The organism is Halosolutus sp. DAT137 (assembly GCF_059736405.1).
The window spans coordinates 101,007-114,321 of the sequence record NZ_JCAQID010000008.1; the positions used below are offsets into that span (position 1 = coordinate 101,007).

The 13,315-nt window shown below is 62.1% G+C and carries 9 protein-coding genes; 3 read left to right on the forward strand and 6 right to left on the reverse strand.

Features of this window, described 5'->3' with window-relative positions:
• Nucleotides 1-4 precede the first annotated feature (4 nt).
• The 3 genes from AC6I6L_RS13680 to AC6I6L_RS13690 all read right to left on the reverse strand — a co-directional run bounded on the left by AC6I6L_RS13680 (nt 5) and on the right by AC6I6L_RS13690 (nt 5,431).
• A complete protein-coding gene (locus AC6I6L_RS13680; protein ID WP_497918323.1) occupies nt 5-2,041 on the reverse strand; it encodes a hypothetical protein in 2,037 nt (678 codons plus the stop codon).
• Between the two features lie 483 nt (nt 2,042-2,524).
• Nucleotides 2,525-2,806 carry a DUF8028 family protein gene (locus tag AC6I6L_RS13685; protein ID WP_497918324.1) on the reverse strand — a complete coding sequence of 94 codons (282 nt, stop codon included), beginning with the start codon at nt 2,804-2,806 and terminating at the stop codon, nt 2,525-2,527.
• A gap of 396 nt (nt 2,807-3,202) precedes the next feature.
• Nucleotides 3,203-5,431 (reverse strand): CDC48 family AAA ATPase, encoded by a 2,229-nt coding sequence (locus AC6I6L_RS13690; protein WP_497918325.1) that lies wholly within the window; start codon nt 5,429-5,431, stop codon nt 3,203-3,205.
• 202 nt (nt 5,432-5,633) lie between these two features.
• Between AC6I6L_RS13690 and larC the strand changes: the two genes are divergently transcribed.
• Entirely contained in the window at nt 5,634-7,019 is a 1,386-nt protein-coding gene (gene larC, locus AC6I6L_RS13695; RefSeq protein ID WP_497918326.1) for a nickel pincer cofactor biosynthesis protein LarC, read from the forward strand.
• 15 nt (nt 7,020-7,034) lie between these two features.
• Here larC and AC6I6L_RS13700 read toward each other — a convergent pair whose 3' ends face one another.
• Complete coding sequence (locus tag AC6I6L_RS13700) at nt 7,035-7,967, reverse strand: NAD-dependent epimerase/dehydratase family protein (protein WP_497918327.1); 933 nt, start codon at nt 7,965-7,967, stop codon at nt 7,035-7,037.
• Nucleotides 7,968-8,250: 283 nt separating this feature from the next.
• On the opposite strand from AC6I6L_RS13700, the gene AC6I6L_RS13705 reads away from it, so the two are divergent.
• Entirely contained in the window at nt 8,251-9,303 is a 1,053-nt protein-coding gene (locus AC6I6L_RS13705; RefSeq protein WP_497918328.1) for a DUF1616 domain-containing protein, read from the forward strand.
• A gap of 207 nt (nt 9,304-9,510) precedes the next feature.
• Nucleotides 9,511-10,635: a glycosyltransferase gene (locus AC6I6L_RS13710; protein ID WP_497918329.1), complete on the forward strand. Its 1,125-nt coding sequence runs from the start codon at nt 9,511-9,513 to the stop codon at nt 10,633-10,635.
• Nucleotides 10,636-10,657: 22 nt separating this feature from the next.
• Here the strand turns inward: AC6I6L_RS13710 and AC6I6L_RS13715 are convergent, their stop codons facing one another.
• Both AC6I6L_RS13715 and AC6I6L_RS13720 read right to left on the reverse strand, forming a co-directional pair.
• Nucleotides 10,658-12,115: a flippase gene (locus tag AC6I6L_RS13715; RefSeq protein WP_497918330.1), complete on the reverse strand. Its 1,458-nt coding sequence runs from the start codon at nt 12,113-12,115 to the stop codon at nt 10,658-10,660.
• Between the two features lie 13 nt (nt 12,116-12,128).
• Nucleotides 12,129-13,208, reverse strand: coding sequence for a glycosyltransferase (locus AC6I6L_RS13720; RefSeq protein WP_497918331.1), 1,080 nt, complete (start codon nt 13,206-13,208; stop codon nt 12,129-12,131).
• Between the last annotated feature and the right edge of the window lie 107 nt (nt 13,209-13,315).

A 13,315-nucleotide genomic window follows, 5' to 3' on the forward strand; every position in this document is an offset into this window, starting at 1 on the left:
ATACTTACACCGTAAGAACGTCTGCCGTTGCGTCTTCCGTTTCTGTAGAGATGTTTAACAGCGCACCGAAGCCCACTGTCATACCGACTGATTCGAGGATCAGGTATACTTTTTCGAGGGCAGTGGTCGTTAATTCGACAAGTGCTTCGATCTGTTCCATCCGATTATTCACCCAATCGAAGTGGGTCAGAACTTCCTCAGGGATCGTCTCACTAAGCCACTCAGCGGCATCCTCGATCCACTGGATGACCTGGCTGGCCACATTATCGCTGTCGACCTGCAGGGACTCATCGAAAAGTACCTCCGCGGCATATCGACTATTATTGATCGAGGTGAGTCCGCTGAGATGCGCCGCGCTGGCAGCGTTCTGGTCGTATGCTGACGTGATCTGTGGTTCTCCGTCTTTGAGTTTCATTTTTTCGATCGAAAAGTACGTCAGATCCCCGAACCCCGGCGTCAGTATTTGGGCCGTGTCTATCGCCCTCTCCTCGTCCTCATTTTCACGTATGGTCATCCAGGTCTCCCATGTCTCGTCATTTTGATCGAAGTCGGATTTCTCGAAATTGTCGACGAGCACGTTTCGAAGTTGACCTTTTGCCATGTCAGAGAGGTTGAACTGTTCTTCGTACCACTCGGCTGAGTTATCGGCTCGTCCCTCAAATCGTTTCTTGACGAAATCCTCTACCTCTTTTCTACCTTCATCGACCCAGTAGTCGATATCGGCACCGAGTTCTCTGAGCCACCGAACGTTCCGGAGGCTATCTTTCAGCCTGTCGTACAGTTCCTCCAGCCTGTCTCTGTAGTGTTGACCGACAAACCGTGCGCCGGCCTTGAGTGTCCCGCTGATCACGCCCTGAATGAGGCTGACCAGGTCGATAAGCTCCGCAAGCGTATCGATGAAGTTTTGAATGAGGTTCGTCGGTGCCTCTCCCTCGAGTTGCGGATCATCGTCGTCGAGTATCTCCCCATCCTCCCAGCTACGCCGTCCGACGAGCCCCTCGACCCCCGAATTGACGAGGTCGGTCGACCAGAACATCCGCTGGGTGAGCTTCATGCCAGTGTTGTGGCTAAGACTGTCGCTTTCGCAGGCGAGTTCGAAGTGGTCGATCGCTCTCGCAGCTTTCCGTGGGTGTCCGAGATTGTTTTTTGAATTCTGATCCAGGTCGAAACTCGTATCAATCGTATCCTGGCGGTACGGCTCGAAGCTACATTCGTCGTCATCGTTACCATCGTCCCTACCGTTTCGAAGTAACCGTCCCTGGCCGTCGTTGAGGGCGTAGTGAGCGCAATCGGAGAACGCAGTGAGGGAGCCTCCATGGACTGCTTTGGGGCAGATGGTGAAGTGGCCGAATTCGAGGACGGTATCGTCAGTTCCGAAACTGGCGCCCATGATTCTGAATTCGGGTCTCCCGGTCCATCCATCTCCGGAGTAACCCATTTCGTTTTCCTTTTCGCCGTTGAGGTATACGGTGAACGTTTCTTCAGAGGCATCGAGTACAAGACGGACGGAGTTCCACTGGGCGAAGTCGGAGTATTCTTGATCACCTACACTCATGCCCGAGAAGCCGGTATCACCGCCGAAATACATTCCCGTTGCAATCTCGTCATAGTCCGTACCCTCGCTCGAATTCCCGCCTGAGCCCCTGCAACCGCCGACGTACCCTCTAAAATTCCGATATACGTTGATTCTTTGTTTGTTGCTGAACGTATATCCTATGCCACATCTACCGTCTTCACCCTCTGTATAGTCGTGAACCCGGAATGTAAAGTCGATCGTAAGGTCGTCGGGCGTACTCGGGGCGAAATGTAACGTTGCTCCCCCATCGTTGGAGAGTCGAAGCGAGTCCCCACCGTCGGGAGCACCATTCGGGATCCATTCGTAATACGGCGACAGGATCGAGGCGTAGGCGGGCGCGTCCATTCCCGCACTTACACCGCCCGAGAACAACGCGCCCATTCCAAGAGCACTACCTGAAAGTAGTAGGCTCCGGCGTGTTATACCATTGGTCATCTCTGCATACTTTTTGGACTTTCCATCCATGAAATCAGTACATAGAGTGATCTAATAAACCTTATGTGTATTTGGATAAATATGGTTATGGATTGATGTTTACAAAAATATATCCGATACAGATATAATAAATCGCCAGGTTACAGCGACTTCTGGAATGTAATTGCGATAATTTGATAAGAATTATTGCAACTCGTTACCGACGATCACCAGTGACTAACTGCAGTAGTCCCTACGGGGTGCTTCTTCGTGGTGTCGAACTCGTCCAATGCCTACTGTGTCTTGAATTTCTGGAGCAACAACTCCACATCCCACCGGCATCGGTAGATCGTCGCTAGTTCAGCTGGGCGAAACTCCTCCGGAGAGAGGATCATACTGTACAGAGGCACAGTTGAGTCATCCTCATTCCTTGCGAAACGTTATTCCGATAGGCCGCCGGTGCCGTGCGGTTTTTCGCTTGGCTAAAGACAAGCTGCTCCCTACGAGTCACGGATTCGCGTGAACGCCCGTCAGTCATTGCGTCGTCGACCCGTAGGCGTGCCCGACGTACAGCGCAGCGAGATTGACGGCGAGTAAGACGAGAAAGAGCAGCGTCTCGAACGACGAAGACAGCCCTGTGAGCAGCAGCGGCACGTGAAAAAACGGCATGACGATCGCCGTCCAGAATCCGGTTTTGCGGATCGACGGTGCCAGCGATGGAACGGTTCGCTCCAGTGCTCCCGAATCAGACGTTCCCGTGGCTGTCTCGTCCGACCCGGTCGACCGCCGGTCGTGTGTAGATGGGGGAGTCGGCATGAAACCGTGTTCTCGGGATGCCGATTTTTACCGCGGTCACATATATCGGCGCGACTGTTTCGCCGGATTGGGATGCGTTCACGCGAATAAGCCGAAATGGCGTTGTTCGAACACGGACGGACGCCCGCCGAAGCGGCGTCGTGGTAGACGTCTGCGATCGCTCGTAATGAGCCATTGACTCGAGAGCGATCGGAGCTAGTTGACACGTACGATGACAGTTCGGTCCGTTTCTCGTCGACGAGACACGACCGTCAGTGCGAGACGGGCGGTGACGAATACAGGAAAAGATCGACTGGTTGCGACGGCCCGCAAGCATCCGTCTCAAATCCCAATAACGGAGCGGCTCTCGGTTCCCGGTGACGGAGCGGCTCTCGAATCCCGATACCGCGCCGGTCGTTACTGGAAGCCGATTCGACTGCCCCGGCGTCCGGTCGGGTCCGGGCCGCTCGATCCGCCCTTGAATTCCTCTTCGATCCGCTCGTAGTAGTCGAGAATATCGTCCGTGATCGTCGGGCGGACGTTCTCCATCGCTTTCCGGAAGTGGCGCATCTCGACGAGATCGGCCTCGTGATCCTCACGCAGCGCTTCGATCGCCGCCTCGCGCGCGATCGATTCGAGGTCGCTCCCGACGTAGCCGTCCGTGATCTCAGCGATTTCGGTCAGGTTGACGTCGGCCGCAAGCGGCGTGTCCCGGGTGTGAATGTCGAGAATCCGCTCGCGTCCGTCCATATCCGGCTCGCCAATCATGACGAGGCGATCGAACCGGCCCGATCGCAGGAGTGCGGGGTCGATCATGTCCGGACGGTTCGTCGCCCCGATGACCATCACGTTCTCCATCTCCTCGAGGCCGTCGAGTTCGGTCAGGAGCTGGTTGACAACCCGCTCGGAGACGTTCGAGCCGGTGTCGCCGCCCCGGCCTGGCGCAAGGGCGTCGAGTTCGTCGAAGAAGATCACCGTCGGAGAGACCTGCCGCGCCTTGCGGAAGGTCTGGCGGATTGCCTTCTCGGATTCGCCGACCCACTTCGAGAGGAGTTGCGGCCCGCGCACCGAGATGAAGTTGGCGTTGGTCTCGTTGGCGACCGCTTTCGCCATCAGGGTCTTTCCGGTTCCGGGTGGGCCGTAGAGGAGCACGCCGGCGGGTGGATCGATCCCGAGTCGGGCGAACCGCTCGGGGTTGTTCAGCGGCCACTCGACGGACTCCTGGACCTGTTCCTGGGCGTCCCGTAGCCCGCCGACGTCGTCCCAGGAAATTTTGGGCAACTCCACCAGCACTTCCCGCATCGCGGAGGGCTCAACCTCGTTCAGTGCACCACGGAAGTCCTTGCGCTTGACGATCATCCGATCGATCAGGCTCGGCGGGATATCCTCCTCGTCGAGATCGATCTCGGGGAGGTATCGTCGCAGCGCCTTCATCGCCGCCTCTTTGGTCAGGCTCTCGATGTCGGCACCGACGAAGCCGTGGGTCTCGTCGGCCAGGTGCGGGAGGTTGACGTCGTCCGACAGCGGCATCCCGCGGGTGTGAATCTGGAGTATCTCCTCGCGCCCGACCTCGTCGGGAACGCCGATCTCGATTTCGCGATCGAACCGGCCGGGACGCCGGAGGGCTGGATCGACGCTGTCGACGCGGTTGGTCGCGGCGATGACGATGACCTGGCCGCGCGCTTCGAGACCGTCCATCATCGTCAGCAACTGGGCGACGACGCGGCGCTCGACCTCGCCGGTTACGTCTTCACGCTTGGGCGCGATCGAGTCGAGTTCGTCGATGAAGATGATCGAGGGGGACTCCTCGCTCGCGTCCTCGAAGATTTCCCGAAGTTGCTGTTCGGACTCGCCGTAGTACTTCGAGATGATCTCCGGGCCGGCGATCGAGAAGAAACTCGCGGAGGTTTCGTTGGCGACCGCTTTCGCGAGCAGGGTCTTCCCGGTGCCCGGCGGCCCGTGGAGGAGAACGCCCTGGGGGGGCTCGATCCCCAGTTTCTTGAAGATCTGCGGGTGTTTCATCGGGAGTTCGACCATCTCCCGGACCCGCTGGATCTCGTTCTGGAGCCCGCCGATGTCCTCGTAGGTGATCCCGCCCCCGGTCTTCTCGAAGCCCGAAATGGGCTCCTCGCGGAGTTCGACGTCGGTATCCTCGGTGATGAGGACGACCCCTTCAGGTTCGGTCTCGACGGCGATCAGCGGGATCGCCTGACCCGGCGATCGCATGAAGGGGTGGTTCGTCGAACTCATGACGGGGACGATGTCGCGTCCGACGACCGGCCGTTTGAGGATCTGTCGTTTGACCATGCCGGCGGCGTCGGAGCCGAACTGGACGGACGCCTCTTCCGGCGGCGCGAGCGTGAGCTTGTCGGCTTTGGTCGCTTCCGCCTTGCGGATCGTCACCCGTTCACCGATCCCCACGTCGGCGTTCTGTCGAGTGAATCCGTCGATCCGGACGGTGTCCGTGTTCCAGTCCTGCCGGTCGGCCCGCCAGACCTTTGCGGCGGTGGTGTCTGCACCTTCGATTTCGATGATGTCGCCCGGACTCAGCTTGAGATGCAACAGCGTGTCCGGGTCGAGTCGGGCGATACCACGACCCGAGTCGTTCGGGTATGCCTTCGCAACCTCCAGTTGGACTTCGTTCATGTTTCGGGATGGACGGCGATGTGAGTGACTCCGATTCGGTGTCGGATAGGCTTTTTGCTAGCGGTGGATCGTACCATGCTAGATGCTACCATATCAGACTCCGGCAGGGAGGTACATAGATGTACCGGCTTCGGCCGATTCTGACCGATCGTCCTGGCGCGAGTGGGGTGGCTTTTTGCCGGTTCCACCCGCCGTGATACGTATGCAAACGATCGCGTTCGACGGACGGATGGGGGCGAGCGGCGACATGGTCCTCGCGGCCCTGCTCGATGCAGGGGCGGACCCCGCCGCCCTCGAACCCGTGACGACGGCGCTCGACGTCGAGTACCGGATCGGTGAGGCGACCAAAAGCGGGATCGCCGCGACCACCGTCGACGTGCTGTTGACCGACGCCGACGGAGCCGATGATCGCGAAGAGGGTGGCGGCCATCACGACCACGGCGGTGACCACGAGCAGGGTCACCACGATCACGACGGCGAGTACGGCCACCACGATCACGACCACCACCACAGTCACGATCACGTCCCCGCCGAGGGCCACGGCCCCCACCGGAGCTATCTCGAGGTCTGCGAGATCGTCGAGGACATGGGCCTCGCGCCGTCGATCGAGCGGGACGCCCTCGCGATCTTCGAACTGCTCGGGGAGGCCGAAGCGAGCGTCCACGGCGAGTCGCTCGAGGAGATCCACTTCCACGAGGTCGGTGCCGACGACGCGATCGCGGACATCGTGGGAGCCGCGTTGCTGGTCGACGACCTCGACCCCGATCGAATCGTCACGATGCCGATCGCGACGGGCGGCGGAACGGTCTCCATGAGTCACGGCGAATATCCCGTGCCGACGCCCGCGGTCGTCGAAATCGCCCAGCGATCGGACTGGTCGCTGCGTGGCGGCCCGGTCGAGTCGGAGCTACTGACGCCGACGGGGGCGGCGATTCTCGGCCACTACGCCGACGGCGTCGATTCGCTCCCGTCGCTCGATATCGAGGGCTCGGGATACGGTGCCGGCGGCTACGATCTCGACCCGCACCCGAACGTGCTTCGCGTGCTCGTCGGAGACGGCGGCGAGCGAGGGGGCCTGGTGAAAGACGACATCGCGGTCCTCGAGACGAACCTCGACGACGCGACCCCGGAGGTGCTGGGTGGCCTCCAGGAGACGCTCGCGGAGGCCGGTGCGCGTGACGTCTCGATCGTTCCGGCGACGATGAAGAAATCCCGTCCAGGTCACCTCGTCACGGTTATCTGCAAGCCCGAAGACCGCGAGCGTCTCGCTCGACGGCTGGCAACAGAGACGGGGACGCTCGGCGTTCGGGACGCCGGCGCGACACACCGCTGGATCGCGAATCGCGAGTTCGAGACGGTGGCGATCGAGATCGACGGCGGACAGTACGAGGTGACGGTGAAGATCGCGAGCGACGCCGACGGCCGGGTGTACGACGTGAGCGCGGAGTACGACGACGTGGCGGCGGTCGCGGCCGAAACCGACGTGGCGATCCGTGACGTGAGTCGTCGGGCTGAACGAGCCGCGAGAGGCGCATTCGAGACGGACGACGAACGCACGAAAGACGGCGGCGAGGACGCAGCTGAGTGACCTGGCGGGGCCAGATTACCGAGTTCGATACCACGCCGCCGTCCGCTCGACTCCCTCGCGAAGCGAGACCGTCGGCTCGTAGCCGAGTTGCGCCCGCGCCCGCGAGATGTCGGCTTCGGAGCGATCGATATCGCCCGGCCGCGCATCAGTATGGACGATTTCCGACGACGAATCCGTCACCTCGCGAACGGTCTCGGCCAGTTCGCGAATCGAAACTGCGCTTCCCGTCCCGACGTTGTAGGCCGTTCCGACGGCGTCAGTCGTGCCAGCGCGCAAGTTCGCGTCGACGACGTCCTCGACCGAGACGAAATCGCGCGTCTGGGAGCCGTCGCCGTCGACGGTGATCGGCTCGCCCTCGATCGCCTGGTCGAGAAAGATGCTGATGACGCCGCTGTAGTCCCCCGCGACCTGCCCCGGCCCGAAGACGTTGAAGTACCGGAGCGCGACGGTTTCGAGCCCGTAGAGCTCGTGGTACTGTCGCGCGTAGTGGTCGATCACGAGTTTGTCGAGTCCGTACGGCGACGTCGGCGTTTTCCGGTCGTCCTCAGCGATTGGAACCCGATCGGGGTGGCCGTAGATCGCCGCACTCGAGGCGAGGACGACGCGGGCGTCTTGCTCGCGGGCGGCCTCGAGCAGCGACAGGGTCGCCTCGGCGTTGATCTCGTGGCTCATCAGTGGGTCCTCGATCGACTGCTGGACGCTCACGAGGGCGGCTTCGTGAAAGATGAGATCGACGCCGTCGACGGCGCGGGCAAGCCCGTCAGCGTCGCGGACGTCTCGATCGATGACTGTGGCCTCGTCCGGGACGTTCTCGCGGGAGCCAGTCGTAAACGAGTCCACGACTCGAACGTCGTTAGTCGGCACGAGTGCGCGTGCGATGTGACCTCCGATGAAGCCGCCACCGCCGGTAACGAGCACCGTCTGGTCGATCGGCTTGGCAGGGTGCATATCCGGGCCAAAGATACTGAACGGGAGAGTGTTCCGGTCGTTGCGGCGAGTACTGGGTGCCTTGGTCGGGCCAAGATCGGGTTTCGCAGCCGCGAAGGCCGCGCCCGATCGGTCCCGGACGCCCGGCCTCGAACGGTCGATCGACGCGGGCCGCCGTCTCCGGGTGACCCGGGCCACCATCGTCGGGTGACGCGGAAGCGCCTGCGGCCCGGGGTCGTAATATTCGGTTACTCGTGAACCAGTACCGGTCGGTTTTAATCACCAGTCTCGTTGTGTGGGCCAGATGTCCGATCGGTCCCCGAGTTGGCTCCGTTCGCCACGGTACCGCCGAGACGTACCGCTGGATCTGGCCATGGTCGTCGTGTTTACGATCGTCGTCACCCTCGTAATCGTCGTACTCGGCGTCCGAGAGACGTTGATTCGGCTTCCCCTCGCACTCCTCTTCGTCCTCTTCGTTCCCGGCTACGTGTTCGTCGCTGCGCTGTATCCCGAGGGTGCTGCGGGTCCCGACGGATCGAACGACGACCCTACAACGGGCGATCGAAGCTGGGTGCTGCGTCGCTCTCTCGGACTCGACGGTCCCGCACGACTCGTCCTCGCGCCGTGTTTGAGCGTTGCGATCGTGCCGCTGCTCGCACTCGCCTTGACCATCTCGTCGGTATCGCTCGGCCTGCTCTCGATTACCGCCGCACTGAGCGTATTTGTCGTGGGCGCGACGGCCGTCGCCCTCGTTCGGCGGTGGCAACGCCCCGAACAGGAGCGGTACCGGTGGCCGTACCGAGCGTGGCTGGCGAGCGTTCACTCACCGTTCGTCCGATCGGGGTCGCGACTCGACGTGGCACTGACCATCGTTCTGATCGCCGCCGTGGTGCTGGCGTTTGCCAGCGTGGGCTTCGCCGTCACGAACACCTCTCAGGGCGAGTCGTTCTCGGAGCTATCGCTCCTGACGGAAACCGACGACGGCGATCTGGTCGCAGACGGCTATCCGACCGAGTTCGCGGTCGGTGACAGCGAGACGGTCGTCCTCGGCGTCGAGAACAACGAGCACCGAGACGTGACCTACACCGCCGTCGTCCTCGAGCAACCCGCCGATCGCGAGGGTACCGAGATGACGATTCAGGACCAGCGAGAACTCGATCGATTCGATCTCCATCTCGAACACGGTGAGACCGAGTACTACGATTACGAACTGGAGCCGACGGTTCCGAGCGAGGACGTGCGTATCGTCTGGCTCCTGTACGTCGGTGGAGAGGTCCCGGAGTCGCCATCGGTGGAGAACGCGGACAAGTACGTCCACCTGTGGACCACCGTCGAAGACGATGATTCTGCTAACTGACGTGCGTCAGTGGTCCCTGAGCGAATCGAAAGGAGAGTATTATGCGAGGAACAGTCGGACCCGCTATGTGCCTCGCCGCGGAGTATCCCGCCGGAAGCGACTGCCGAGAGTTGCCGACTCGACTGCGGCGATGACCACTGAACCGGAGCGAGCAATGACCACTGAACCGGAGCGAGCGATAATGACCGAAACCGAATGAAACCGTCCATGGAAACGAATTCTCAGCCTCAGGAATCGAAGGAGCGTCCGACGGAGTTGCGCGTCCTCCAGCTCGTGAGCTACGACGAAGCGACCTTCTTTCGCGAGCAGATCGAGGAACTGGAGTCGAGAGGGGTCACGTGCGACGTACTCGCGGCCCAGCGCGAGCGGGCGTGGAACTGGTCTCGGCTCCCGGTGGGGAACTGGTCGCGGCTCCCGGTGGGGAACTGGACGAGCGACACGCGGTGGGGCGAGATGCCCGCGTTCCTCACGAAACGCCTGTCTCCCCAGGTGGGCCACAATCTCGCCTACTACGTCGTCGAAGCCGCGAAGTTGTATCCCCGCCTACTGGCAGCGACGGTGCGCAACGACTACGACCTCGTCCACGTCAACTCCGGGCTGATGGCCCCCTTCGCGTTTCTCCAGCCCCAGCGGCCGATCGTGATCTCGTTCTGGGGATCCGACCTCCTCGGCGGCTATCTCTCCGGTCTCTTTCCGACAATCAGTAAGCGCTGTGCACGCTCCGCCGACGCGACGATCGTGATGAGCGACGAGATGGCCGCCGAACTCGACGGAGCGTGTTACGTCATCCCCCACGGCGTCGACACGGAGAAATTCAGGCCGATCGACCGCGCCACGGCGATCGATCGAGTCGGGTGGAACGAACACGAGGCGAACGTCCTGTTCCCCTACGACCCGATTCGCGAGGAAAAGAACGTCGACCTGGCCAGGAGGGTTGCCGACGCGGTCGACGAACGGCTCGACGCCCCCGTCTCGTTCAAGGTCGTCTGTGACGTGCCCCACGACGAGATGCCGCTGTACATGAACGCCGCGGACGTGATGCTGATCACCTCTGACCACGAAGGCTCACCCAACACGGTCAAAGAGGCGATGGCGTGTTCCCTCCCGATCGTCTCGCGGAACGTCGGCGACGTCGAACAGCGGCTTCGGGGGGTCGATCCGTCCTCCGTCTGTGACTCCGTCGACGAACTGGTCGACCGAACCGAAGACGTGCTTCGATCGGGCACCCGATCGAACGGCCGGGCACACGTCCGGGAGCTCGGACGGGCGCGAATGGGAGAGCAGTTACTCGAGGTCTACGACGACGTCATTTCCGACCACCGCGGTCGGTAAACGCGATCGGTCCGACGCCCGGTCACTCGAACGCGCCCGCGTACAGTTCCGTGAGCATCCCGAACCGATAGCTGACGATCGCCCACGTTCCCGCACCGATGGCGACCATCGAGGCCAGCCCCGACCAGCCGTCGAGGAGCGAGGCGATCAGGAGAACCGGCGGGACCATCAACAGCGAGAGCCCGGCGAAGGCGGTCAGTCGTGCCCCGATCGCGGACACGTCGATCGACAGTTCGGAGGCGATGAGATAGGCGTTGACCAGGGCGTACAACAGCTGTGCGATCAGCGTCGCGAGGACGGCTCCGACGATCCCGTACACCGGAATCAGGGCGACGTTCAGTGCGATGTTGACGACCGCGCTCCCGGCGATCGTCACCGATCGAGCCGTCGCCCGACCCAGGTAGTCGAGGCCGTTGTCGGTGACGGAGACGAACGCCCGCAAGAGCAGGTACAGCGCGAACAACTGGACGACCGGTACCGCCGGTTCGTAGCTGTCACCGAAGACGAGCGGAACCATCGGGTCAGCCACCAGCCACAGGCCGACCGCGATCGGAAAGTACAACAAAAACGTGCGCTCGACGGCCATCCGATAGAGCGACGCGGCGGCGTCTGTGTCGCCGGCGGAAACCGACGACGAGTACGACGGGGCGACGGTAAAGCCGAGCGCCGTGACCGGTATCTCGAGGAACCGTTCGATCTGCTTTGCGATGACGTAGAAGCTGACGGCGACGGGTCCGAGGAAGAAGCCGACGAGAACCGTGTCGATCTGTTTGTCCAGCGTATCCGCCGTGTCGGTCAACGTGAGCGGAAGATTGTAGCGCAGAATGCGCGTCTTGAGATCGCCCGCGTTCGAGGCCGCGACGTCCAGATCAGACACCACCGAGAGGAAGTACACGACGGCGACGACGGCCGCGACGGTGTACCCGAAAACGTACCCCGCGAAGGCACCGAAGGCCTCGAAGCCGAGCGCGACGAGTCCGACCGAACCGACGAGAATGATCAGGTTCGCGCCCCCGTGAATGTACGAACTCGCGGCGATGTGTTCGAATCCCTGGAGGACGAACCGAACGTAAAACGTCGCGGTGCTCGCGACGAGGTACACCCCACCGAGGAGCAAGAACGGCGTCAGTTCCGGTTCACCGAGGAGCTTGGCGACGAGCGGCGCGGACGCGACCAGCAAGACGACGGCGGCGACCGCCGCGATCGCGTTGTACCTGGCCGAAATTCGAACGATATTGCGAAGCTGCGCCGGATCGGTCTTCCGGTAGTTCGTCACGTACCTGGCGGCGGATTTGGCAAACCCCATCCGACTCCCGATCTCGAATATGGAGAGGACCGCCAGCGCGAGAAATAGTGTTCCGTAGGCCTCGTTGGTAAGAATCCTGGCGAGGATAACGGTCAGGAGACCGGCGGAGATTCCGGAGACGATCTGGCCGGCCAGACTCGCTTTGAACCGGGAGAGGAGACTCGTTTCGGGCATGGTACCCTCCAAATCACTCCTGACAGAGCGTCCGGTACAGTTGCACGTGATCCGCGATCGTTTTTTCGAGGGTAAACTCCGCTCGAGCCAGCCGGTGACCGCGCGCGCCGAACCCGCGATCGTCGTCGAGAACGTCGAGAATGCGTGCGGCGAGCAGCGACGGCCGCTTCGGCGGAACCAGATACCCGGTTTCGCCGTCGCGGACGACCTCGCGAACGCCGGGAATGTCCGTCGAGACGATCGGCAACTCCGCGGCCATGGCTTCGAGGTGGGTTGTCGGCAGTCCCTCGTGGCTCGCGGCAGAGACGAACGCGTCGGCGGCGGCGTAGTACGGCGCTGGATCGGGTTTGTACCCGAGAAGCGTCACGTGGTCGTCGAGTCCGGCGGCGCGCGTCGCCTCGCGGAGATCGGACTCGAGCGGCCCACCGCCGACGATCGCGAGGTGGGTTGCCGGGCGCTCGCGACGGATGTAGCGCATTGCGTCGATCAGATCCACCTGTCGTTTCGCGTCGACGCACCGACCGACGTTCACCAGAAGCGGCCCGTCGGTCGGGAGCGACAGGTCCGACGAGACGCCGTGCGTGCGGTCGTTGAACGCGTCGACGTCGATGCCGTTGTAGATAACTTGCCAGCCGGCCGGCGAGCCGTAGGCTTCGCGGACGCCCGCGGAAATCGTCACGATCACGTCGGCGAGTGGCTCGGTCACCCGTTCGGCACGCACTTTCAGTCGCCCCTTGTGTGCCGGCATGCTGTGATACGTCGAGACGATTGTGGGGACGCCACAGCTCGTGCCCGCAACGCGCCCGACGACGTGACCGAGTGGCAGGTGCGTATGGAGGATATCGGGATCGATCCGCGACAGTGCCCGACGGGCGTCGACGATGAGACGAGCCACGCCGCGCGGGCGAAGCGATCCCTCGAGATCGACGACGGGACACCCCGCGCCTTCGACGGTCGAACGCAGCGCATCCCCACCTCCCAGTTGAATTACCGAGACTGACGCGTCTTCGTTGGGGGTCTGTGAGACGATATCAGCGACCAAGCGCTCGGCACCGGCGTTTTCCAGCGTATTGATCAGGTGAACGATCTCCATCCGGGTGGTCCACACACCGTGAGAGAGCGAAGTAAATGGTGCCGAACATCCGTTCGGTAAGCTATCGTTATGAGGTGTGTAGGCTCAAAACCCCGTGCGTTAGCACG

Bases quoted from the DNA above. Each gene is read 5' to 3' on its own strand.
- AC6I6L_RS13720 (WP_497918331.1), bottom strand. From the start codon at position 13,208: ATGGAGATCGTTCACCTGATCAATACGCTGGAAAACGCCGGTGCCGAG.
- AC6I6L_RS13690 (WP_497918325.1), bottom strand. From the start codon at position 5,431: ATGAACGAAGTCCAACTGGAGGTTGCGAAGGCATACCCGAACGACTCG.
- larC (WP_497918326.1), top strand. From the start codon at position 5,634: ATGCAAACGATCGCGTTCGACGGACGGATGGGGGCGAGCGGCGACATG.
- AC6I6L_RS13685 (WP_497918324.1), bottom strand. From the start codon at position 2,806: ATGCCGACTCCCCCATCTACACACGACCGGCGGTCGACCGGGTCGGAC.
- AC6I6L_RS13680 (WP_497918323.1), bottom strand. From the start codon at position 2,041: ATGGATGGAAAGTCCAAAAAGTATGCAGAGATGACCAATGGTATAACA.
- AC6I6L_RS13715 (WP_497918330.1), bottom strand. From the start codon at position 12,115: ATGCCCGAAACGAGTCTCCTCTCCCGGTTCAAAGCGAGTCTGGCCGGC.
- AC6I6L_RS13700 (WP_497918327.1), bottom strand. From the start codon at position 7,967: ATGCACCCTGCCAAGCCGATCGACCAGACGGTGCTCGTTACCGGCGGT.
- AC6I6L_RS13705 (WP_497918328.1), top strand. From the start codon at position 8,251: ATGTCCGATCGGTCCCCGAGTTGGCTCCGTTCGCCACGGTACCGCCGA.
- AC6I6L_RS13710 (WP_497918329.1), top strand. From the start codon at position 9,511: ATGGAAACGAATTCTCAGCCTCAGGAATCGAAGGAGCGTCCGACGGAG.